Here is a 23284-nt window from a genome sequence, read left to right as displayed (position 1 = left end):
TATGACTTCCTCTATTTTGGAAAGTATAAAAAGGAATAATGAGGAAAGGGTGCAATACATAATGGAACATCCAATTGAAAATTTAATGAAAACGGCAATGACAAATTTAAAAGAGATGGTAGATGTAAATACAATTGTTGGGAGCCCGGTTTCAACAGCTGACGGAAATGTTGTATTAACAGTATCTCAAGTGGCTTTTGGTTTTGGAGCTGGTGGAAGTGATTTTAAAGGGGGTTTCATTACTGAAAAACATAACGGTGGGCAAAATCAGCATAAAGAGAACAAGCAAGGGCATCCATTTGGAGGAGGAAGCGGGGCTGGGGTTTCTATTAGTCCAGTAGCTTTTTTAGTAGTTGGTTCTAATGGGGTGCAAGTATTACATCTCAACAGCAGTACACATTTAATTGAAAAGGCTTTAAATACTGTACCAAGCACTGTAGATAAATTTGTGAATGGTCGTCAAAAGTGAACTTGCATTTTTTAGGAATTATGATATATTAGAAAAAGTGCGCTTTAGGATGATCGGAATAATTGAAATGTAAATATATATGATGTGTGGAATAAGGGAGAGGAATTTATGATTAATATCAAAAACTTAGTAGTTGGCTTATTTATGTTAGTAAGCGGCTTTGTTGTATATGTAATAAAAGAAAAAGCTCCATTCTAAAACAGACAAACCGTTAATGTCTGTTTTTAATTTGCGGAAAAATATTGACAAGCTATTGTATTGGTGTTAGAATTTTAATTCGTGTCTCGGTTACAGCTAGTGTAAAGTAAATATCTCTTATGAATGCAATACGAAAAGTTTGCGAAAGATCGGGTAATTTTATCAACAACTTTTGTGAACAAACCCTATAAATTGTATTTGTAAGCTATATATGTATACTAGTGAATCAAGGAGCGGTCAGTGGAACCGTAATGATGAGAGAGAGGTAGGGCTTTCATCCAGTATATGTTACTTTCCCGTTAGGTGAATATAAAAAAGAGGACTCCTTTTAAAAGGAGTCCTCTTTCATTTTTTAAGTGCGACTTTCAACTTGTTGACAAATTTCATCCGTTGTTAAACCGTGAGCTGTAATGACTGATCCTTTAATTGATGCATCTGCAATGCCCATCACATTAGAATCTTGCCCAGTTACAACGCAACAATCACACCCTTGTGCATCCTGTTCTGAGTTAAGTGTAACAACTTCATGACCTTGTTGCTGAAGAGCTTGTTGAACGTCTGTTAATGAGTTTTCAACGCCAATTCTAGCCATAATTCTCACCTCCTACCATCTAATTGCTAGTATGCTCAAGTTCACTGCATTTATGAAAAGACGGTAGGAAGTAAATCTTTGTTTAGTCGTTATATACGCCAGTAAGCATTTGACTAACGAATTGATCGTTTAATGTATCTTGGGCAGAAGAAGTATTTGAATGGATGTCGATTGAAGCAATAAAATGATTATGTTCTTGCGTATTTGGTTCTACCTCTACGTAATTATCGAATTTACAAAAACCTTTCGTATCCATTAGATCAAATAATTGCAGCATTTCTACTACCTCTTGTCTCGTTCCTTTAATTTGTACACACGCCATATTTATTTCCTCCTTCATTTTGACAAATTGTTTTTTAAAAATAGGATTATGATTACGAAATGAAAAATATGAATGTTATTTTTAGACAGCGCTATTTTTGTTATTTCCCCCCTTTTTCAGCAAAAGTCGTTATATATTCCCGGATTTATAAAATCGGACGTCCGTTTATTGAATACAATAGATTCGTATCAATTGATGAAAATCCTTCTTTTAAACAAATATTTTTTTAGTGGAAATTGGCGAAAAAAATTTTTTGACTTTTTGTAAACGTTAACAATGTTGTTAAATCAATATAAGTAAAGAAGTACGTACGATTAAAAATTATAAATTTTCTAAAAATTCACTTGATTTATTTAGAAAGGAGAGTAAACTAGGAAACAATAAAAAATTCATAGAACATAGGAGGCGCTTCTAGTGAATGAGCAATGGATTTTCTTAAATGGAGAATTTGTTCCAAAAGATGAGGCAAAAGTTTCAGTATATGATCATGGCTATTTATATGGCGATGGAGTGTTTGAAGGAATTAGAGTTTATAGCGGTAATGTTTTCCGTTTGAGAGAGCATCTTGTCCGGTTGTATGAATCAGCAAAATCAATCCTTTTAGAAATTCCATATTCATTAGATGAAGTAACAAATATTGTTGTTGAGACGATTCGACAAAATAAATTATCTAATGGATACATTCGCCTTGTTGTATCAAGAGGAGCAGGAAATCTTGGATTGGATCCCGATTCATGTAAGAAGCCGAATGTAGTAGTAATTGCAGAACAATTATCTTTATTCCCACAAGAATATTATGAGAAAGGGATTCCAGTTGTAACAGTTGCAACGCGTCGAAATCGTCCCGATGTTTTATCCCCTCAAGTAAAATCTTTAAATTACTTAAACAATATTTTAGTTCGTATTGAAGCGAAATTAGCTGGAGTACAAGAAGCACTTATGTTAAATGATCAAGGATATGTAGCTGAAGGCTCAGGAGATAACGTGTTTATTGTTAAAGGAAATAAATTAATTACACCACCAAGTTCTGCTGGAGCGTTAGAAGGTATTACACGAAACGCCATTTTAGAAATCGGCGAAAAACTTGGATATGACGTAAGAGAAGAGTTATTTACAAGACATGATGTATATGTAGCTGATGAAGTGTTTTTAACAGGAACAGCTGCTGAAGTTATTGCTGTTACGACAGTAGATGGTAGAACGATTGGCTTAGGGCAAACAGGTCCACATACGAACCGTTTATTAGAAGAGTTTCGTAAGTTAGTTGTAGAAGATGGAGAGAAAATTTACGAAGAAAATAAAGTTGGATAACAACTTTTTTAACATAAGAAAGCGTTGATAGGGAGGAGTAGTTGATTGTGAAGCCTCACAGAGAGTCGGTGGTTGCTGAAAACCGATGGTTCACGTCGACGAACATCGCCCTTGAGTGCTAAGCTAAAGCATTTGTCTAGGCTTAGACGGTAGCTCCGTTATTAGCTAGATCCATTTATGGATCACTGAGGCAAGAGTATTCTTGCAAAGAAGGGTGGTACCGCGAAATCTTTCGTCCCTTCAGCACATAGCTGGAGTGTGGACGTAGGATTTTTTTATTGTATAAAAGTTTGAAAAAGGGGGCTTATAAGAACAATGTCTTCAAAAACGGAAGAGAAACTGGCAACTGGTGCACAGCTATTGTTAGAAGCGCTAGAAAAGGAAGGCGTAAAAGTGATTTTCGGTTATCCGGGTGGTGCCGTTTTACCTCTCTATGATGCACTGTATGATTGTGAAATTCCGCATATTTTAACAAGGCATGAGCAAGGGGCAATTCACGCTGCTGAAGGGTATGCCAGAATTACAGGGAACCCAGGGGTTGTAATTGCAACGAGTGGACCAGGTGCTACAAATGTAATTACGGGTCTAGCGGATGCGATGATTGATTCATTGCCACTTGTTGTATTTACAGGCCAAGTAGCAACAACGTTAATTGGGAGCGATGCTTTTCAAGAGGCGGATATTATGGGACTTACGATGCCAGTGACAAAACATAACTATCAAGTGCGAAAGGCCTCAGATTTACCTCGAATTATTAAAGAAGCATTTCATATTGCTAAAACAGGAAGACCAGGACCAGTCGTTATTGACCTTCCGAAAGATATGGTAGTCGAGAAAGGTGAGCGATGTAGCAATGTACAAATGGATTTACCAGGATATAACCCTAATTATGAACCGAATCTACTTCAAATAAACAAATTACTACAAGCAATTGAAACCGCAAAAAAACCGTTAATTTTAGCTGGAGCAGGTATACTGCATGCGAAAGCTTCGAAAGAATTGACAAGTTTTGCCCGTAAATATGAAATCCCTGTTGTGCATACGTTACTTGGACTTGGTGGTTTTCCGCCAGATGATGGGCTATTTCTAGGGATGGGGGGAATGCACGGTTCTTACACAGCCAATATGGCGTTATATGAATGCGACTTACTCATTAATATAGGTGCGAGATTTGACGATCGTCTTACTGGGAATTTAGCTTTTTTTGCTAAAGGGGCGACTGTTGCACATATCGATATTGATCCAGCAGAAATCGGGAAAAATGTGCCAACAGAGATTCCTATTGTTGCAAGTGCTAAGCGGGCGTTAGAAGTATTGCTTCAATCAGAAGGAAAGAAAGAAAATCATCATGAATGGCTCTCTTTATTAAAGAGTAGAAAAGAAAAGTATCCATTCTCTTATAAACGAAATTCTGAAAGTATTAAACCTCAATACGCGATTGATATGCTATATGAAATCACGAAAGGAGAAGCGATTGTAACAACAGACGTTGGGCAACATCAAATGTGGGCAGCACAATACTATCCGTTGAAAAATCCAGATAAATGGGTAACTTCTGGCGGATTAGGAACGATGGGGTTCGGATTTCCAGCAGCAATCGGTGCGCAAATTGCAAATCCTGAAGAATTAGTTATTGCAATTGTTGGTGATGCTGGGTTTCAAATGACTCTGCAAGAATTAAGTGTATTAAAAGAACACGCTTTACCCGTTAAAGTATTTATTTTAAATAATGAAGCTTTAGGAATGGTAAGACAATGGCAAGATGAATTTTACAATCAAAGATATTCACATTCTTTATTGCCATGCCAACCAGATTTCGTCGCTCTTGCGAATGCGTATGGTATAAAAGGTGTTCGTATTGACGATCCACTTCTTGCAAAGAAGCAAATCCAGCATGCGATCGAATTACAAGAGCCAGTCGTAATCGATTGTCGTGTACTTCAATCAGAGAAGGTTATGCCGATGGTTGCACCAGGAAAAGGTGTTCACCAAATGGAGGGAGTGGAAAAAGGGTGAAGAGAATTGTTACAGCGACAGTTCGAAATCAAAGTGGTGTGTTAAACAGAATTACAGGGGTTATGACACGAAGACATTTTAATATTGAAAGTATTTCAGTAGGTCATACAGAATCATCAGATATATCGCGAATGACGATTGTTGTACACGTTGAAAGTGAACAGCAAGTTGAGCAGTTAATTAAACAACTTCATAAGCAAATCGATGTTCTGAAAGTATCAGATATTACAGAAGAAGCAATGATTGCTAGAGAGCTTGCTCTTATTAAAGTAGCAACTTCTGTAGCGAGGGCAGAATTATATAGTTTAATTGAACCATTTCGAGCCGCTGTAATAGATGTTGGGAAGGATTCCATAGTTGTGCAAGTAACAGGTACGCAAGATAAAGTAGAAGCGTTAATTGAATTACTTCGTCCATACGGTTTAAAAGAAATTGCTAGAACAGGTGTAACAGCATTTACACGTAGTATGAAAAAACAAGATAAGCAAGTTATGTTAATTCAATAATCATTTAAATATAGGGGGAAATGAAAATGGCAAAAGTTTATTATGAGAAAGATGTAACAGTAAATGTATTAAAGGAAAAGAAAGTAGCAATCATCGGATATGGCTCGCAAGGTCATGCGCATGCGCAAAATTTACGTGATAACGGATTTGATGTAGTAGTAGGTTTAAGAAAAGGTAAGTCTTGGGATAAAGCGAATGAAGATGGGTTTTCTGTATATACAGTAGCAGAAGCAGCGGAAAAAGCTGATGTAGTAATGATTCTATTACCTGATGAATTACAACCAGAAGTATATGAAGCTGAAATTGCACCAAATTTACAGGCTGGAAACTCTCTCGTGTTCGCACATGGATTTAATGTTCACTTTGATCAAGTAAAACCACCAGCTAATGTAGATGTATTTCTAGTAGCGCCAAAAGGACCGGGGCATCTCGTACGCCGTACGTTCACCGAGGGAGGGGCTGTTCCTGCATTATTTGCAGTATATCAAGATGCAACAGGAGTTGCGACTGAAAAAGCACTTTCTTATGCTGACGGAATTGGAGCAACGAGAGCTGGTGTATTAGAAACGACGTTTAAAGAAGAAACAGAAACAGATTTATTTGGAGAGCAAGCTGTACTCTGCGGCGGAGTGACTGCACTTGTAAAAGCAGGATTTGAAACGTTAGTTGATGCGGGATACCAGCCTGAACTTGCATATTTTGAATGTTTACATGAACTGAAGCTAATCGTTGACCTTATGTATGAAGGTGGACTTGAAAATATGAGATATTCAGTTTCAGATACAGCGCAGTGGGGAGACTTCGTATCAGGACCACGCGTTGTTACTGAAGATACGAAGAAAGCGATGGGGGCAGTATTAGCAGAAATTCAAGATGGTACATTTGCAAGAGGCTGGATTGCAGAGCATAAAGCAGGAAGACCAAATTTCCACGCGACAAATGAGAAAGAGAATGAACATGAAATCGAAGTAGTAGGACGTAAATTACGTGAAATGATGCCTTTCGTACAGCCGCGAGTAAAGGTAGGGATTAAATAATATGAAGCAGATTTTGTTCATGGATACAACGCTTCGTGATGGCGAACAATCACCAGGAGTAAATTTAAATGAACAAGAGAAGTTACAAATTGCTAGGCAATTAGAGAGGCTTGGTATTCATGTAATGGAAGCTGGATTCGCGGCAGCTTCCGAAGGTGACTTCCAATCGGTAAAACGCATCGCGAATACAATTCAAAATGCTACGGTTATGAGTTTAGCTAGAGCGAAAGAAAGTGACATTCGAAGAGCATATGAAGCTGTGAAAGGTGCTGTATCTCCTCGTCTACACGTATTTCTAGCTACGAGTGATATTCATATGAAATATAAACTTTGTATGTCAAAAGAAGATGTGTTAAATAGTATTCATCGTTCGGTTACGCTTGGAAAATCATTATTTCCGACAGTACAATTTTCTGCAGAAGATGCGACAAGAACATCGAGAGCATTTTTAGCTGAAGCAGTAGAAACTGCGATTCGCGCAGGAGCGAATGTAATTAATATTCCGGATACAGTTGGATATACGAATCCGGAAGAATATTATTCTCTTTTTAGATACTTACAAGAATCCGTTCCATCATATGAAAAAGCGATTTTTTCTTGTCATTGTCACGACGATCTTGGTATGGCAGTAGCAAATTCGTTAGCTGCGGTTGAAGGCGGAGCAGTGCAAGTAGAAGGAACGATTAATGGCATTGGAGAAAGAGCAGGGAATGCAGCGTTAGAAGAAGTTGCGGTTGCTCTTCATATTAGAAAAGATTTTTATAAAGCAGAACCTTCGATGACTTTAAAAGAGATTAAGGCAACGAGTACATTAGTAAGCAGGTTAACGGGTATGGTTGTACCGAAAAATAAAGCAATCGTTGGAGCGAATGCATTTGCTCATGAATCAGGCATCCACCAAGATGGGGTTCTAAAAGAAGTAACAACTTATGAAATTATCGAACCAGCGCTTATAGGAGAATCTCAAAATCTCTTTGTACTTGGGAAACATTCTGGCCGTCATGCGTTTACGGAAAAAATGAAAGAGCTTGGTTATGAATTTACAAATGAAGAGCGAGATGCGGCATTCGAAGCATTTAAAAAATTGGCGGATCGTAAAAAGGAAATTACTGAGGAAGATTTACGCGCAATTATGCTTGGTGAAGCAGCATTTGCAGCCCAGCAATATAACATTACGCAATTACAAGTGCATTTCGTATCAAATAGTACACAATGCGCAACAGTTGTGCTGAAGGATGAGGAAGGAAATGTATATGAAGATGCAGCCACTGGTTCTGGTAGTATTGAAGCGATATACAATGCGATTCAAAGAATTTTAGGATTAGAATGTGAATTGGCAGATTATCGCATACAATCTATTACACAAGGTCAAGATGCACTTGCTCACGTCCATGTTGAATTAAAAGAAGGTAGTCACCAAATATCAGGTTTTGGAGTTGCGCAAGACGTATTGGAAGCGTCGGCGAGAGCTTATGTCCATGCAGCAGGGAAATTAAAATCTCTTATAGCGCTTGTGAAATAAATATTTGATAGGTGAGAGAAGCTTTCCTCATCTATCAAATCAAAGTTCTGGAAATTCAGTTAAAAGGAGTGTTAAAAATGGAAAAACGTATCGTTTGTTTAGCTGGTGATGGTGTTGGTCCAGAAGTTATGGAAAGTGCGAAGGAAGTATTGCATATGGTAGAAAGGCTATATGGACATCATTTTCATTTGCAAGATGAGTACTTTGGTGGTGTTGCTATCGATTTAACTGGGCAACCATTACCACAGCGAACACTTGCCGCCTGTTTAGCGAGTGATGCGGTTTTACTTGGAGCAGTAGGTGGACCAAGGTGGGATAGTGCGAAAGAAAGGCCTGAGAAAGGATTATTAGCATTAAGAAAAGGACTCGGTGTATTTGCGAATGTTCGCCCTGTAACGGTAGAAAGTGCAACTGCACATTTATCACCATTAAAAAATGCTGATGAAATTGATTTCGTTGTCGTTCGTGAATTAACAGGCGGAATTTATTTTTCTTATCCGAAAGAGCGAACGGAAGAAGTGGCGACAGATACACTTACGTATCATCGACATGAAATTGAACGTATCGTTTCGTATGCCTTTCAATTAGCAAATAAGCGGAAGAAAAAAGTAACATCTATTGATAAAGCGAATGTTTTAGAGTCTAGTAAACTATGGAGAAATGTGACAGAAGAAGTAGCACTTCGCTACCCAAATGTGGAAGTAGAACACATTTTAGTAGATGCAGCGGCTATGGAATTAATTCGGAATCCAGGAAGATTTGACGTTATTGTAACGGAAAATTTATTTGGTGATATTTTAAGTGATGAGGCTTCAGTATTAGCTGGATCATTAGGAATGCTTCCATCAGCAAGTCACGCTGAAAAGGGGCCTTCATTATACGAGCCTATTCACGGATCAGCACCGGATATTGCGGGGAAAAATAAGGCGAATCCAATTGCGATGATGCGTTCTGTTGCAATGATGCTTGGGCAATCGTTCGGATTAACGAGAGAAGGATATGCAATTGAAGAAGCAGTTTCTGCAGTTCTTAAATCTGGAAAATGTACAGCAGATATCGGGGGGACTGAAACGACAACTTCGTTTACAAAGGCAGTTATTCAAGAAATGGAAGAGCAAGCGTTAGTAGGGAGAGGAAGATAATGGGGAAAAGGTTACTAGATAAGCTTTGGGAAAGACATGTAGTTGCGACAAATGAAAATGGATTGGATTTATTATATATCGATCTACATCTTGTTCATGAAGTAACGTCACCGCAAGCCTTTGAAGGCTTGCGGCTTACAAATCGAACAGTCCGCAGACCAGATTTAACATTTGCAACGATGGATCATAATATTCCAACGAAAGATGTTTGGAATATTACCGATCGCATTGCGAAGCAGCAACTAGATACACTTCGGGAAAACTGTAAACAATTTCAGGTGCCATTAGCGGATATCGGAGATGAAGAGCAAGGGATCGTTCATGTTATAGGACCAGAACTTGGACTCACACAGCCAGGGAAAACGATTGTTTGTGGTGATAGTCATACAGCAACACACGGTGCTTTTGGCGCACTAGCGTTTGGTATTGGTACGAGTGAAGTGGAACATGTATTGGCAACGCAAACGTTATGGCAACGAAAGCCGAAAGCGATGGGCATTGAGTTAAAAGGAAAGTTACCGCAAGGTGTTTATGCGAAAGATATTATTTTACATCTCCTTTCAAAGTACGGAGTAGCAGTTGGAACAGGTTACGTAATGGAGTTTTACGGAGAGGCCATTCATGCTATGGATATGGAAGAGAGGATGACGCTTTGCAATATGGCAATTGAAGGGGGAGCGAAGGCTGGCATTATTGCACCAGATGAAAAAACGGTTGCTTACGTAAAAGGACGTAAATATGCACCGAAAGACTATGAATCTATTAAGGAAAAATGGTCGGAACTTTATACAGATTTAGATGCAGTTTATGATTTACATATTATAGTAGATGTTACGGATTTAGCGCCGTACGTTACGTGGGGAACAAATCCTAGTATGGGTGTTCGGATTGATGAGAAATTGCCAGAAAAGCATGATGCAAATGACGAAAGAGCGTTTTCTTATATGGGATTGAGTCCCGGACAAAGTACGTATGACATTCCAGTTCAACATGTTTTCATTGGATCTTGTACAAATTCTAGGCTTTCTGATTTAGAAATTGCTGCATCTGTCGTGAAAGGTAAAAAAGTAAAAGAAGGTGTGCGAGCACTTGTTGTACCTGGATCCCAAAGGGTAAGAGAAGCAGCGATGCATAAAGGATTACATCGCATATTTGAAGAAGCTGGATTTGAATGGAGAGAGCCCGGATGCTCAATGTGTCTAGGTATGAATCCAGATCAAGTGCCTGAAGGAGAACATTGTGCCTCTACGTCAAATCGCAATTTTGAAGGAAGACAAGGAAAGGGAGCACGAACGCATTTAGTTAGCCCGGCAATGGCGGCAGCGGCTGCGTTACATGGTCATTTTGTTGATATTAGAAAGGAGAGTTATGATGGAGCCATTTCGTATTCATAAAGGTACTGCCGCAGTACTGATGAATGATAACATTGATACAGATCAAATTATTCCGAAGCAATATTTAAAGAGAATTGAAAGAACTGGGTTTGGGAAGTTTTTATTTGATGAGTGGCGATATGATAATAATCGCCAAGAAAACCCTAATTTCCCGCTTAATGCGCAAGAAAGAAAAGGAGCCAGCATATTAATTACAGGTGATAATTTTGGATGTGGCTCGTCTAGAGAACATGCTCCATGGGCGCTTGCTGATTATGGTTTCCGCGTTATTATCGCTGGAGGATTTGCCGATATCTTTTATATGAATTGTATGAAGAATGGCATGTTACCGATTGTAATGGACAAAGATATGCGTGAACAACTTGCAAAAACAGATGCGAGGGAACAAATCACAGTTGATTTAGAAAATGAAATAATTATAACGAATATGCACAGATTCCATTTTACAATCGAGAAAATGTGGAAAGAGAAGTTATTGAATGGTTTAGATGAAATTAGTATTACAATGCAATATGAACAAGAAATAAAAGAGTATGAAAGAAAAGTGGCTTTACATTAAAAAAAAGTGACGGAATATTAAAAATGTATTTACATTCAAAATTAACTGTTATATACTATGTGAAAATCAGAGGAGAAAGGGAGTAAGTATTATGAATACAATAAAATCTATTACAATGCTTACACAACTACATCATCATACATGAAACCCTTGAACCTAGCGTGAAAACGTGTAGGTACAAGGGTTATTCCCGTTGTACCTACACTCTACTGAAGAGCCTTGTAGGTATTTTGTCTACAAGGCTCTTTTTATTTTCGGCTTAGGTGAATGGAATAGGCATACATTAGAAGGGGAAAGGTGTGAAAATTTAGATGACAAAATGGAAACGGGCGAACCCGAATGGAACGAGAGATTATTTATTCGAAGAATGTACGTTAATTGAAGAAGTGGAGCAAAAATTAAGGCTTACTTTTTTAGAGAGAGGTTATGAGGAAATAAGAACACCTACAATTGAATTTTATGATGTTTTTGCATTTCAAAATAGACCGATAGATGAAGAGAAAATGTATAAATTTTTTGATGAAAAGGGAAGGATTATCGTTTTACGTCCAGATATGACAATTCCTTTAGCAAGAGTGATTGGAACACAGAGATGGGATACGCCACTTAAAGTGACGTATAGCGGGAATGTATTTCGAGCCAATGAATCCCATTCTGGAAAATATAATGAAATCGTACAAAGTGGTATTGAAGTTATCGGGATTGATAATGTAAGAGCTGAAATTGAATGTGTAATAAGTGTCATTCAAGCACTTCAAAAGTTGAAGGTGCAATCTTTTACAATTGAGATTGGGCAAGTACAGTTATATAAATGTATTGTAAAAAAGCTCTCCATCCATGATGAAGAAGAAAGGGTACTTAGAACGTATATAGAAAGTAAAAATTATGCTGCCCTCTCAAATTTTATCGGAGAAAAGAAATTAGATCGATGCGATGAGACAGTAAGATTACTTGAGAAATTACCAAGGCTATTTGGAAATTTAGAAGTTATTGAGGAGGCAGAAAAGCTTGCTTCAAGTAATGAAATGAAAATGGCAATTGCAAGAGTAAAAGAAATGTATGAAACAATTGAAACGTTAGGATATGGTTCTTACATATCAATTGATTTGGGCATGATTCAACACTTAGATTACTATACGGGTGTTATTTTCAAAGGATATATATATGAAATTGGAGAAGAAATCGTTAGTGGCGGAAGATACGATGAGCTAATTGGGAATTTTGGAGAAATGCTGCCAGCTGTTGGACTCGCGGTACAAGTAAATCAAATTGTGAAGGCGCTGCAAGAGCAGCAAGAACCATATGAACGAAATCAAATTGATATTGTGATTCATTATGAGTTAAATAGATTAGCGGAAGCAGAAAGGTTACGAAATTTACTTCGAAAGGATGGGAAAAATGCTTGGTTATCTCTATTCTCTAATTTAAGCGATACCTTTCAATTTGCAAGAAAAAATAAAATAGGAACGGTCGTTGAGGCAAAGAATGAATATTTAGTGGAATATGTATGGAATGAGAAATGGGTAGTCCAGAAAGAAGGAGAGGCTTCATGCGTAACATTCAAATTGCGTTAACGAAAGGAAGGTTAGAAAAACATGTCATTCCACTTTTTGAGCAGATTGGAATTGATTGTTCCGATCTCAAAAATAAAGGTCGGAAGCTTGTATTTCAAAGTAAAAATACAAATGTTTCATTTATTTTAGTAAAAGCGGTTGATGTTGCTACTTATGTAGAACATGGGGTAGCTGATATTGGGATCGTTGGAAAAGATATTTTAATGGAAAACGAGAAAGATATTTATGAAATGCTGGATTTAGGAGTGGGGATTTGTAAGTTTTGTGTTGCTTCTATTCCTACGTATAATCCGAAGAGTTACCGGAAGAAAAGAATTGCTACGAAATACCCGCATATTACTTCTACTTATTTTCATGATAAGGGAGAGGATGTAGAAATTATTAAAATAGAAGGTTCTGTAGAAATCGCTCCTCTTCTTGGATTGGCAGATGCGATTGTAGATATTGTTGAAACAGGAAAAACATTACAAGAGAATGGACTTATTGTATTTGAGGAAATGCACTCTATATCGGCTCGGATGATTGTAAATAAGGCAGCCTTAAAAACTAAAAAAGACGAAATATTCAGTATCGTAAATATGATGGAGCAAGAAATCTTATCAGGGAAATAGGAGGACTTAAAATGAAAATCATTTATGAAGACTTTAAGGAGGCATTATCTAAAGTAAAAGTGCTAAGAGAAAACGCTAATATAATAGAAGAAACTGTTCAAAGAAGTGTAAGAGAAATCATTAGAAATGTAAGGGAAGGGAAAGGTGAAGCTTTATCTTTCTATACAAAAAAGTTTGATGGTGTAGAGATGAAAGATTTTCGTGTAAGTGAAGAAGAAATACAGCAAGCGAGTATGTTTGTAACGAATTCATTTTTAGAAGCTTTAAAAGAGGCGAAGAAAAACATTGTTTCGTATCACGAAAAGCAAAAGAAGCACTCAATATTCGATTGTGAAAGTAAAGGCGTAATTAGAGGGCAACTCATTCGGCCGTTAGAAAATGTAGGTGTATATGTACCGGGTGGGACAGCCTCATATCCTTCTTCAGTATTAATGAATGTATTGCCGGCGAAACTCGCAGGTGTGAAAAAGATTGTAATGGTAACACCGCCGAGGAAAGGAGGAATTGATCCGCATATATTAGCTGCTGCAAATCTTGCGGGAGTAGATGAAATTTATACGATAGGTGGCGCGCAAGCAATTGCTGCTTTAGCATACGGGACGGAATCGATTCCGAAAGTGGATAAAATAGTTGGACCGGGAAATTTGTATGTCGCTCTAGCGAAGCGAGAAGTATACGGAATAGTAAATATCGATATGATTGCTGGTCCATCAGAAATTGTAGTTGTCGCGGATGAAACAGGTAATGCAAAATATATCGCAGCGGATTTATTATCGCAAGCAGAGCATGATGAGAGAGCAACGGCGATTTGTATTACAACGAATATGGAACTAGCTAAAGAAGTAGAAAAAGAGATAGAAAGACAGTTAGAAATGTTACCAAGAAGTGAAATTGCACGTGAATCAATAAATAGAAATGGAGCCATCTTTATCGTTCCTTCTTTAGAGGAGGCACTAAAGTTATCAAATGAAATTGCTCCAGAACATTTAGAGTTACATATAAAAGAACCGATGAATGCTCTAGATTATGTGAAACATGCAGGTTCTATTTTCCTTGGGTCATATGCACCTGAACCGCTCGGGGATTATTTAGCGGGACCGAATCATGTATTACCAACGAGCGGAACGGCAAGATTTTTTTCTCCGTTATCAGTCGATGATTTCGTGAAAAAATCAAGTTTTATTTCTTATACGGAGGAAGCATTAAAAAATGTACAGCATCACATTGTAGAGCTTGCAAATAAAGAAGGGTTACATGCACATGCGAGAGCAATCCAAATAAGGTTTGAGGAGGAAAAATAATGCGTCAGTCCAGTCAAGTACGTGAGACGACAGAAACAAAAATTAAATTAAATTTGCAGCTTGATGAAAGTACAAATGTATCTATTCAAACAGGGGTTGGTTTTTTCGATCATATGCTTACTTTATTTGCTAGACATGGAAGATTTGGATTGCAAGTTGAAGCAGAAGGGGATGCATTTGTCGATGCACATCACACCGTTGAAGATGTTGGAATTGTACTCGGAAATTGCTTGAAAGAAGCATTGCAAAACAAAGAGGGAATTAATCGTTACGGTTCTGCGTATGTACCGATGGATGAATCTTTAGGATTTGTCGCAATTGATATAAGTGGACGCTCATATTGTGTATTTCAAGGGGAATTAACAAATCCGAAGCTTGGGGATTTTGATACAGAATTGACGGAAGAATTTTTTAGAGCAGTTGCACATGCTGCCAATATTACATTACATGCGCGCGTTCTATACGGAAGTAATACGCATCATAAAATTGAAGCATTATTTAAAGCTTTTGGTAGAGCGCTTAGAGAAGCGGTCGAAAAAAATGCCAACATTACTGGTGTAAATTCAACGAAAGGGATGTTGTAATTGATTGCCATTATAGATTATGGAATGGGGAATATTCGCAGTGTAGAGCAAGCATTAAAATATATTGGGGCAGAGTACATTGTAACGAGTGATAAAGAAGAGATATTGAGAAGCGATGGCGTGATTTTACCGGGAGTAGGTGTATTTCCGAAAGCGATGGACGTATTAGAAGAAAGAGATTTAGTGTGTGTACTAAAAGAGGTTTGTGATATAGGAAAACCTCTCCTCGGTATATGTTTGGGCATGCAGCTTTTATTTGAACGAAGTGAGGAACTAAAAGATTGTAGCGGGTTAGGTTTACTACCAGGGGAAATTCGTAAGTTAAAAGTTTCGTATAAAATTCCTCATATGGGATGGAATGAACTAAGGAAGGAAAGAGAATTTCCGCTTTGGAATGGATTAGTGGATGGTTCTTTCGTTTATTATGTTCACTCATATTACGCGGATTGTCCAGATGAAATTGTATGCGGAGTAAGTGATTATGGAATGCAAGTACCAGGGTTTGTAGCGAAAGGAAATGTATTTGGTGCACAGTTTCATCCAGAAAAAAGTGGTGAAATTGGCATGCAAATATTAAAAAATTTTCAAGGGGTGGTAGAAGCATGGAAATCTTCCCAGCTATCGATTTAAAAGAAGGACGATGCGTTAGACTTTATCAAGGAGAGTTTAGTAAAGAAACGGTGATGAATGAAGATCCGGTAGCGCAGGCAATCATATTTGAAAAGCTTGGAGCGGAAATACTACACATTGTTGATTTAGACGGTGCAATTGCTGGCGAGTCGTTAAATTTGCCCGTCATTGAAAAAATCTGTAAGGCGGTACGTATTCCTGTGCAAGTGGGAGGAGGAATTCGTTCACTTGTAGCGGTGGAGAAGTTATTGTCAGTAGGTGTAGAAAAAGTGATTTTAGGAACAGCAGCTCTTTATGATAAGTCATTTTTAGAGGAAGCAGTTCGTCTATATAAAGAGAAAATCATTGTTGGAATTGATGCGAAAAATGGTTTCGTAGCAACGAGAGGTTGGCTTGATCTGTCTGAAATTTCTTATATTAGTTTAGCGAAACAAATGGAAAGTTTAGATGTTCAAACGATTGTGTTTACAGACATTTCGAAAGACGGGACGCTTGCAGGGCCAAATTTTGAACAATTGGCGTTACTTCAAAAAAGTGTGGGCATTCGTCTCATTGCCTCTGGAGGAGTGGCATCTATTCAAGATGTGAAAAAGTTAAATGATATGAATATATATGGTGTCATAATTGGAAAGGCGCTTTACGAGAAAACGATTGATTTAGAAGAAGTGTTACAGGTAACGAAGTTATGTTAGCGAAACGAATTATTCCATGTCTAGATGTGAAAGAAGGGCGAGTCGTAAAGGGGGTAAATTTTATAGGATTACAAGATGTCGGTGATCCGGTTGAAATAGCTGAAGCATATAACGTGGCAGGGGCAGATGAAATCGTATTTTTAGATATTACAGCGACTCATGAAGGAAGAAAAACGATTATAGATGTTGTAGAAAAAACAGCAGCTAAAGTATTTATTCCTCTTACGGTTGGCGGGGGGATTTCAAGTGTGAAAGATATGTACAATTTACTAAGAACTGGAGCAGACAAAGTTTCAATAAACTCAGCGGCAGTGCGAAACCCGAAGCTAATAGAAGAGGGCGCAGAACACTTTGGATCACAATGTATTGTCGTGGCAATTGACGCTAGAAAAGTAGCAGAAGATAAATGGAACGTATACGTCAACGGCGGAAGAGTTGACACAGGAATGGATGCCATAGAATGGGCGAATCGTGTTGTTAAGCTCGGGGCGGGTGAAATTTTGTTAACGAGTATGGATGCAGATGGAACGAAAAGTGGATATGATCTTCGTTTAACAGAAGAAATTTCAAAAAGTGTTTCCATTCCAGTCATCGCATCAGGAGGCTGTGGTCATACGGATCACATTATAGAAGTTTTTCAAAAGACAACAGTTGATGCAGCATTAGCGGCATCCATCTTTCATTATGGTGAGGCGACAGTGCAGAGTGTAAAGCGAAAATTAAGAGATGCAAATGTTGGGGTGCGGTTATGAAACCTAATTTTTCAAAAGGATTAATACCGGCAATTGTCATCGAAGAAGGTACGAAAGAAGTTTTAATGCTAGCTTATATGAATGAAGAAGCATATGAAAAAACGTTAGAGACGAAAAGAACATGGTTTTACTCTCGTTCGAGGCAGTCGTTATGGAATAAGGGAGAAACATCAGGGAATGTTCAATATGTGCAATCTCTATACTTAGATTGTGATCAAGATTCAATTGTTGTGAATGTGAAACAAGTAGGACCTGCTTGTCATACGGGGGAGAAGACATGTTTTCACTATCAAATTATATAGGGGGATACATATGGAAAATGCCTTTAAGTTGCTGTATAAAACAATTGAAGAACGAAAGGAAAGCCCACTTCCTGAATCGTATACAAATTATTTATTTTCAAAAGGAGAAGATAAAATTTTAAAGAAAATTGGTGAAGAGTGTGCTGAAGTAATTATCGCATGTAAAAATAATGATAAAGAAGAAGTAGTGAAAGAAATGGTTGATGTATTTTATCACTGTTTCGTTTTATTAGCTGAAAAAAATATCGCATTGGAAGATGTCATGCGAGAGGTGAAAGAACGAAATGGAAAGCTTTCGAGAGTTGGGGATAGAAGGGAAATAGATACATTATAAGGGGGAATGTATATGAAAGTAGATTATCATCTTCACTTAGAAGAAGGACCGTATTCAATAGGATGGCTTGCTAAAATAAATGAAGCGTTGGAATGTTATGAACCGCTTCAAGAAAGGCATTCTATGGATTGGCTTATGAAAACACAAGAGCGTTTGCAAAAACGTGTGAAGGAAGGGCCATTTACAACAGAATGGATAGATCTATATTTAGAAGAAGCTGTGCGAAAAGGAATAAAAGAAGTGGGAATTGTTGATCATCTATATCGTTTTCATGAAGCGAAAGGATATTATGAAAAATATGTAGATATTAGTGATTCTAAGCTCGGTCGTATACAGAAAGAATGGTTAGATCAAGTAAGGGTAGTTTCACTGTATGATTTTACAAAGGCAATTGAAGAGGCGAAAGAACGATGGAGTAAAAGAGGTGTCACACTTAAACTTGGAATTGAAGCGGATTATTTTATTGGTTGTGAAGGAGAGTTAAAAGAATTATTAGCGCTAGGAGACTTTGATTATGTAATCGGCTCCGTTCATTTTCTAAATGGCTGGGGATTTGATAATCCAGATACGAAAGAATATTTTGAGGTGCATGACCTACGCGCATTATACGATACGTTTTTTAAAACAGTTGAGAGTGCGATTCGTACCGAGTTATTTGATATTATCGCTCATCTAGATAATATAAAGGTATTTAATTATCGATTGGATGAGAATGAACAGCTTTCTTATTATGAGGAAATTGCCTGTGCGTTAGTAGAAACGAATACGGCAACAGAAATAAATGCAGGATTGTACTATCGTTATCCTGTTCGTGAAATGTGCCCAAGTCCACTATATTTACAAGTATTAGCTAAGTATGGTGTTCCAATTACGATTTCTTCGGATGCCCATTATCCAAATGATTTAGGGAACTATGTACAAGAGAATGTACAAACATTACGAGCGCACGGTGTTACTCAGGTTGCAACATTTACGAAGCGAGCAAGAGTAATGAGGTCGCTTGAAGAAGAAGTAACAAATTCAAAATGAAACGCAATTTTTTGATGAAAACCACCCTTTTTGTTCAAAATAAGAAAGAATGAAAAGGAGGGTAAGAAATGGCGAAACAACAAAATAAACAAAATGTACAAGTTGCACAGCAACAAGCTTATACTTCTGAAACGAATGCTGCATCTCAATCGGTTATTGAGGAGCAAATTAGCGATACGGTTGCAGAAGGAACTATTGATGTGAAGCTCGGAAAAGAATCGCAGGAAAAAGCGTAAGAAGAGGGGAGAGTTGCATCTCCTCTTTTTTCATGGAAAAGTGTCGATTTTCAAAACTATAATCAAATTCCTTGGTTTTTATATGTGGATTTCTTACAATGAAATATAAGAGATATCTTATTTTCTATAGAAGAGGTGTTAGTAGTGGCAAAAATATTAGTAGCGGGAAAAATTCCGGAAATTGGATTAGAACTATTAAAAGATCATGATGTAGAAATGTACGATAAAGAGGAATTAATTTCTATAGATGAATTAACAGAGCGTGTAAAAGATAAAGATGCATTGTTAAGTTTACTTTCGACAAAGGTGCCAAAAGAAGTTATTGATGCAGCGTCTCATTTAAAGATTGTTGCAAACTATGGTGCTGGTTACGACAATATTGATTACACGTATGCGGGTGAAAAAGGAATTGCAGTTACGAATACACCGAAAGTATCAACGGAAGCGACTGCAGAATTAACATTTGCACTTCTTTTAGCAGCGGCGCGTAGAATTCCTGAAGGGGATACGTTATGTCGTACGACTGGATTTAACGGATGGGCACCGTTATTTTTCTTAGGACGAGAAGTCCACGGTAAGACAATCGGAATTATTGGTCTTGGAGAAATCGGGAAGGCTGTTGCAAAACGTGCGAAAGCATTTGGAATGGATGTTTTATATACAGGGCCAAATCGTAAGTTTGAAGCTGAAAGTGAACTGGGAGCAACGTATGTGACGTTGGAAAAATTATTACAAACAGCAGATTTTATTACAATTAACTGTGCTTATAATCCGAAATTACATCATATGATTGATGAAGAGCAGTTTAAAATGATGAAGAAAACAGCGTATATTGTAAATGCTTCACGTGGACCAATTATGAATGAAGCAGCACTTGCTCATGCATTAAAAACGAATGAAATTGAAGGGGCAGCTCTTGATGTGTTTGAATTTGAACCGAAAATTACAGAAGAGCTAAAAGAGTTAAAGAATGTAGTACTTGCTCCACACGTAGGGAATGCAACGTTTGAAACTCGTGATGCGATGGCTGAAATGGCTGTCAGAAATATTTTAGCTGTATTAAACGGCGAAGAGCCAGTAACACCTGTAAATCAAAAGGTATTAGTCACAAAATAAAAAGAAACCTTCCGGACTCGGAAGGTTTTCTTATTTTTCTTTATTCGCTTTTTTAGACGGTCTTTGTCTAATGAATTGAGATAACATGTACAAAATATATAGTGGAATGGCAATGAATAAGAAAACAGAAAAATTGCCAAATCCTGTTTGATACATTGTAATAATGATTCCAACTAAAAATAGTGTAATAATGATGCTATATCGTGGAATTGGTACATCTTTTAAACTTGGGATACGAATGCGGCTCACCATTAAAAATGCGAACGTTACAAATACGGTAATAAGAACGATTTTTGGAATGGTATGTGAAAATAATGTTAAGAAAGCAACAAGCCCTCCCGCTGCTGTAATCGGTACTCCAGTGAAATATTTCATTGAAGTAGAAGATGGTGTTACATTAAATCGTGCTAAACGATATGCTCCGAAAAGAGGGAATAATCCCGCTATGTATAATCCGATGATTCCGTAGTTTGAGAAAGATGTGTAATACATTAAAACAGCAGGTGCTGCACCAAATGTTACGACATCTGCAAGCGAGTCGAGCTCTTTTCCCATTTGTGAATCAACACGTAATAAACGAGCAACACGACCATCAAGACTATCTAACATCATCCCGATAAGTACTAAAATAGCAGCTGATTTATAATATCCTAAAGATGCATAGCCGATTGATAAAAATCCGCTATATAAATTTCCGAGCGTAAATAAGTTTGGAATAGCTGCTCTATACAAAATCTGATCCCTTGCTTTCTGTAATAAATTCTTAATTAGTGTATGAAAGTTTACTTATTTTATCATACCATAAATTTATTCCTCATACGAAAGAAATTACCAATTTGTGAAAGATTTCATAGAAGGGTGATTTAAAAATTAAGTGAAAATAAAAAGAGGAAGCAACTTGTATAAAGTTGCTTCCTTTACTATTCAAATTTCGTTGTCATGGTTCCAGTTTTATATTGATTATTAGGATCGAAACGTAATAAATCTCCATAAATTAATTTATCGGAGAGTTTTAATTCTGTTTTTGCTTTTTCAATATACGGCTGACATAGCGTCATATCAGCTTCTTCACCCGTACTTCTTTTGTAGCACATATTTTTTGTATAAACATACTCTTCAGAAACAAAGCTACCATCACGCATTACCATAAGCGGGTCTTTTTCTTTAATAAATAAGTCAGTTCCAAATTCAACGGATTTATTTGTTTTAATACCAAGTAAATGAAGGAGCGTTGGTTTAATATCAATTTGACCAGATACTTTAGAAACAACTTTTCCTTCTTGACCAGGCACATGAATAATAAGAGGAACTCGTTGTAATTGCATAGAATCGAATGGTGTAATAGTATCTTTTCCTAGGAACTGTGCCATAGCTGCGTTATGGTTTTCGGAAATACCATAATGATCACCATAAATGACAATAACGGAATTATCATACAGTCCTTCTTCTTTTAATTGTTTAATAAATAATTTAAGAGCTTCATCTGTGTAACGAACAGTTGGGAAGTAGCGGTTTACAACACCACTTTCTGAGTTGAATTCATCAACATATTGGTCTTCCGGATTTAGAAGAAACGGAAAATGATTTGTTAATGTAATAAATTTTGTATAGAACGGTTGCGGTAAAGATTTTAACTTTGGAATAGATTGTTCAAAGAACTGTTTATCTTTTAATCCCCAACCGACAGACATTTGTTCCGTTCCTGCGTAATCATTTAAATTAAAGTAACGATCATATCCAAGCGCAGGATACATTACATCCCGATTCCAAAACGTTTTATCATTTGAATGGAAGACGGCAGAAGAATATCCGTATTTCTTTAATTGTTCTGGTGTCGCTGTGTATTCGTTTGTTGCATGAGTAAAGAATACAGAACCACGATCTAGCGGATAAAGTGAGTTTTCAACGATAAATTCAGCATCAGAAGTTTTGCCTTGTCCAGTTTGATGATAGAAGTTATCGAAATAGAAACTATCCTTAATAAATTCATTTAAAAATGGGGTAATTTCTTTTCCATTTATTTTTTTATTAATAACAAAGCTTTGTGTAGATTCCATTGAAATTAAAATTACATTTTTACCTTTTGCAGCTCCAAATAAGTTTTTATCAACTTGTTTGTCTTTTGAGTCTGTATAGTTTTTGATTTCAGAAAATCCATCCCCACTTGCAAATACACGCTCAGCTGAAGACTTGGATTGAAGTGTAATATCAAATAGATGATATGTGTATAAACCTAAATTCTTTACGACAGTTTGACGGTCAAATGAGCGCGAGAACATTTGTGGTTTATAAATAACTGATACAACAATTTGTAGTGCTAATAAAGCTGTTACACCGCTAAAGAAAGTTCGCTTCTCTGAGCGGGAAAGTGGTGTTTTGTCGCCAAATGATGGGAATTTACGCGAAATAAACATTAAAATAATTGCATCTGCAAATAAAAGTAATGTTTTGTACGTAAAGAGTTCTTTTATACTTGTCCCTAAATCAGCCATATTGTTTGTTTGGAATAAAACCGGGAAAGTAACGAAATCGTTATAGAACCCATAAAACATTGCGTTTCCAAATAAAATAAATGACAGTATAAAACTGATTCCAATTATAATTCGGTTTCGGTGCTTAGATGCAAGTAAAGCTAAGCCGAAAAATAAAAGTAACGCAGCTAGTGGATTAATAAAAAGCATGAATTCTTCAAAGAAATTATCAATTTTAATATCAAATGCTAGCTTGTACACAATATATGTTTTAATCCATAGTAAAACGACTGCAACGAGTGCAAATCGCAGTTTTGGAAACAGATGTTGTAGCATAATATACTCCTCTCCTAAAAAGCATGACAGTTCTTGTGAGTCAGTTTGCTTAACGACTCATTTTATATATACGAACAGTCCTTTGTTATTATGATTATTATACTATGAGTATCATTATACGAAAATAAAAGAGAGTTGTGGGCTTTTTTATAATAATCGAGTAGAAAAAGAGTGGTGGGAGACAATAAAACAGAATTTCTATGTATGATAATTATCGTACGCAGAAAGAATCGCGTGATAATACGGAG

26 protein-coding genes and 1 other annotated feature are annotated in these 23284 nt (G+C 37.0%); of the genes, 22 read left to right on the top strand and 4 right to left on the bottom strand.

All coding sequences use genetic code 11. The annotated features are described in order from the left end of the window. Nucleotide 1 precedes the first annotated feature (1 nt). Nucleotides 2-469, top strand: coding sequence for a GerW family sporulation protein (gene ytfJ, locus CQ064_RS02460; protein WP_002093915.1), 468 nt, complete (start codon nucleotides 2-4; stop codon nucleotides 467-469). Nucleotides 470-577: 108 nt separating this feature from the next. Continuing rightward, the gene (locus CQ064_RS02455) at nucleotides 578-667 is read left to right on the top strand and encodes a hypothetical protein (protein ID WP_000608227.1); all 90 of its coding nucleotides are present in this window, start codon (nucleotides 578-580) and stop codon (nucleotides 665-667) included. Nucleotides 668-1019: 352 nt separating this feature from the next. On the opposite strand, the gene CQ064_RS02445 is transcribed toward CQ064_RS02455, so the two are convergent. Continuing rightward, the gene (locus CQ064_RS02445; RefSeq protein ID WP_000101021.1) at nucleotides 1020-1259 is read right to left on the bottom strand and encodes a YkuS family protein; all 240 of its coding nucleotides are present in this window, start codon (nucleotides 1257-1259) and stop codon (nucleotides 1020-1022) included. 82 nt (nucleotides 1260-1341) lie between these two features. After that, nucleotides 1342-1581: a DUF3911 family protein gene (locus CQ064_RS02440; protein WP_000752514.1), complete on the bottom strand. Its 240-nt coding sequence runs from the start codon at nucleotides 1579-1581 to the stop codon at nucleotides 1342-1344. Nucleotides 1582-1995: 414 nt separating this feature from the next. Here CQ064_RS02440 and ilvE point away from each other — a divergent pair, with 414 nt between their 5' ends. The 20 genes from ilvE to CQ064_RS02335 all read left to right on the top strand — a co-directional run bounded on the left by ilvE (nucleotide 1996) and on the right by CQ064_RS02335 (nucleotide 20229). Further along, complete coding sequence (gene ilvE, locus CQ064_RS02430; RefSeq protein WP_001005486.1) at nucleotides 1996-2892, top strand: branched-chain-amino-acid transaminase; 897 nt, start codon at nucleotides 1996-1998, stop codon at nucleotides 2890-2892. 15 nt (nucleotides 2893-2907) lie between these two features. Beyond that, nucleotides 2908-3135, top strand: a binding site (T-box leader). 72 nt (nucleotides 3136-3207) lie between these two features. Next, complete coding sequence (gene ilvB, locus CQ064_RS02425; protein ID WP_000095870.1) at nucleotides 3208-4908, top strand: acetolactate synthase large subunit; 1701 nt, start codon at nucleotides 3208-3210, stop codon at nucleotides 4906-4908. Then, a complete protein-coding gene (gene ilvN / locus CQ064_RS02420) occupies nucleotides 4905-5414 on the top strand; it encodes an acetolactate synthase small subunit (protein ID WP_000822952.1) in 510 nt (169 codons plus the stop codon). Before ilvB ends, ilvN begins: the two co-directional genes overlap by 4 nt. A 26-nt stretch (nucleotides 5415-5440) precedes the next feature. Continuing rightward, nucleotides 5441-6451, top strand: a complete 1011-nt coding sequence (gene ilvC / locus CQ064_RS02415; protein WP_001151744.1) for a ketol-acid reductoisomerase — start codon at nucleotides 5441-5443, stop codon at nucleotides 6449-6451. Nucleotide 6452: 1 nt separating this feature from the next. Beyond that, complete coding sequence (leuA, locus tag CQ064_RS02410) at nucleotides 6453-7973, top strand: 2-isopropylmalate synthase (protein ID WP_000809597.1); 1521 nt, start codon at nucleotides 6453-6455, stop codon at nucleotides 7971-7973. A gap of 77 nt (nucleotides 7974-8050) precedes the next feature. Next, the gene (gene leuB, locus CQ064_RS02405; RefSeq protein ID WP_000415378.1) at nucleotides 8051-9115 is read left to right on the top strand and encodes a 3-isopropylmalate dehydrogenase; all 1065 of its coding nucleotides are present in this window, start codon (nucleotides 8051-8053) and stop codon (nucleotides 9113-9115) included. After that, a complete protein-coding gene (gene leuC, locus CQ064_RS02400) occupies nucleotides 9115-10509 on the top strand; it encodes a 3-isopropylmalate dehydratase large subunit (RefSeq protein ID WP_000518098.1) in 1395 nt (464 codons plus the stop codon). Before leuB ends, leuC begins: the two co-directional genes overlap by 1 nt. Further along, nucleotides 10487-11068: a 3-isopropylmalate dehydratase small subunit gene (gene leuD / locus CQ064_RS02395; RefSeq protein ID WP_000433187.1), complete on the top strand. Its 582-nt coding sequence runs from the start codon at nucleotides 10487-10489 to the stop codon at nucleotides 11066-11068. Before leuC ends, leuD begins: the two co-directional genes overlap by 23 nt. Before the next feature lie 311 nt (nucleotides 11069-11379). Next, nucleotides 11380-12642 carry an ATP phosphoribosyltransferase regulatory subunit gene (locus CQ064_RS02390; RefSeq protein ID WP_000170292.1) on the top strand — a complete coding sequence of 421 codons (1263 nt, stop codon included), beginning with the start codon at nucleotides 11380-11382 and terminating at the stop codon, nucleotides 12640-12642. Continuing rightward, entirely contained in the window at nucleotides 12618-13253 is a 636-nt protein-coding gene (gene hisG, locus CQ064_RS02385; RefSeq protein WP_001244467.1) for an ATP phosphoribosyltransferase, read from the top strand. Before CQ064_RS02390 ends, hisG begins: the two co-directional genes overlap by 25 nt. 11 nt (nucleotides 13254-13264) lie before the next feature. Further along, a complete protein-coding gene (hisD, locus tag CQ064_RS02380) occupies nucleotides 13265-14554 on the top strand; it encodes a histidinol dehydrogenase (protein ID WP_000692519.1) in 1290 nt (429 codons plus the stop codon). Beyond that, complete coding sequence (gene hisB / locus CQ064_RS02375; protein WP_001249954.1) at nucleotides 14554-15138, top strand: imidazoleglycerol-phosphate dehydratase HisB; 585 nt, start codon at nucleotides 14554-14556, stop codon at nucleotides 15136-15138. The genes hisD and hisB overlap by 1 nt, the downstream gene beginning before the upstream one ends. Further along, nucleotides 15139-15768 (top strand): imidazole glycerol phosphate synthase subunit HisH, encoded by a 630-nt coding sequence (hisH, locus tag CQ064_RS02370; protein ID WP_000560357.1) that lies wholly within the window; start codon nucleotides 15139-15141, stop codon nucleotides 15766-15768. Next, nucleotides 15741-16460, top strand: coding sequence for a 1-(5-phosphoribosyl)-5-[(5-phosphoribosylamino)methylideneamino]imidazole-4-carboxamide isomerase (gene hisA, locus CQ064_RS02365; RefSeq protein WP_000402295.1), 720 nt, complete (start codon nucleotides 15741-15743; stop codon nucleotides 16458-16460). Before hisH ends, hisA begins: the two co-directional genes overlap by 28 nt. After that, nucleotides 16454-17212 (top strand): imidazole glycerol phosphate synthase subunit HisF, encoded by a 759-nt coding sequence (gene hisF, locus CQ064_RS02360; RefSeq protein WP_000880114.1) that lies wholly within the window; start codon nucleotides 16454-16456, stop codon nucleotides 17210-17212. Before hisA ends, hisF begins: the two co-directional genes overlap by 7 nt. Beyond that, nucleotides 17209-17514: a phosphoribosyl-AMP cyclohydrolase gene (hisI, locus tag CQ064_RS02355; RefSeq protein ID WP_000803964.1), complete on the top strand. Its 306-nt coding sequence runs from the start codon at nucleotides 17209-17211 to the stop codon at nucleotides 17512-17514. The genes hisF and hisI overlap by 4 nt, the downstream gene beginning before the upstream one ends. A gap of 10 nt (nucleotides 17515-17524) precedes the next feature. After that, entirely contained in the window at nucleotides 17525-17848 is a 324-nt protein-coding gene (gene hisE / locus CQ064_RS02350; protein ID WP_000426355.1) for a phosphoribosyl-ATP diphosphatase, read from the top strand. 12 nt (nucleotides 17849-17860) lie between these two features. Continuing rightward, nucleotides 17861-18877: a histidinol phosphate phosphatase domain-containing protein gene (locus CQ064_RS02345; RefSeq protein WP_000861843.1), complete on the top strand. Its 1017-nt coding sequence runs from the start codon at nucleotides 17861-17863 to the stop codon at nucleotides 18875-18877. A gap of 68 nt (nucleotides 18878-18945) precedes the next feature. After that, nucleotides 18946-19113, top strand: coding sequence for a DUF4025 domain-containing protein (locus CQ064_RS02340; RefSeq protein ID WP_001118893.1), 168 nt, complete (start codon nucleotides 18946-18948; stop codon nucleotides 19111-19113). A gap of 144 nt (nucleotides 19114-19257) precedes the next feature. Further along, on the top strand, nucleotides 19258-20229 hold the full coding sequence (locus CQ064_RS02335) for an NAD(P)-dependent oxidoreductase (protein ID WP_001062841.1): 972 nt from the start codon (nucleotides 19258-19260) through the stop codon (nucleotides 20227-20229). A gap of 30 nt (nucleotides 20230-20259) precedes the next feature. Here the strand turns inward: CQ064_RS02335 and pssA are convergent, their stop codons facing one another. Together pssA and CQ064_RS02325 are read right to left on the bottom strand one after the other, a co-directional pair. Beyond that, nucleotides 20260-20961, bottom strand: coding sequence for a CDP-diacylglycerol--serine O-phosphatidyltransferase (gene pssA / locus CQ064_RS02330; RefSeq protein WP_000285417.1), 702 nt, complete (start codon nucleotides 20959-20961; stop codon nucleotides 20260-20262). Between the two features lie 188 nt (nucleotides 20962-21149). After that, complete coding sequence (locus tag CQ064_RS02325; RefSeq protein ID WP_000939084.1) at nucleotides 21150-23036, bottom strand: LTA synthase family protein; 1887 nt, start codon at nucleotides 23034-23036, stop codon at nucleotides 21150-21152. Nucleotides 23037-23284 lie beyond the last annotated feature (248 nt).

The organism is Bacillus sp. MYb78, assembly GCF_002975115.1.
Taxonomy (GTDB): Bacteria; Bacillota; Bacilli; order Bacillales; family Bacillaceae_G; genus Bacillus_A; species Bacillus_A cereus.
The sequence above is the reverse complement of the archived record's forward strand: the minus strand, read 5'-3'. Positions and strand labels throughout refer to the sequence as shown.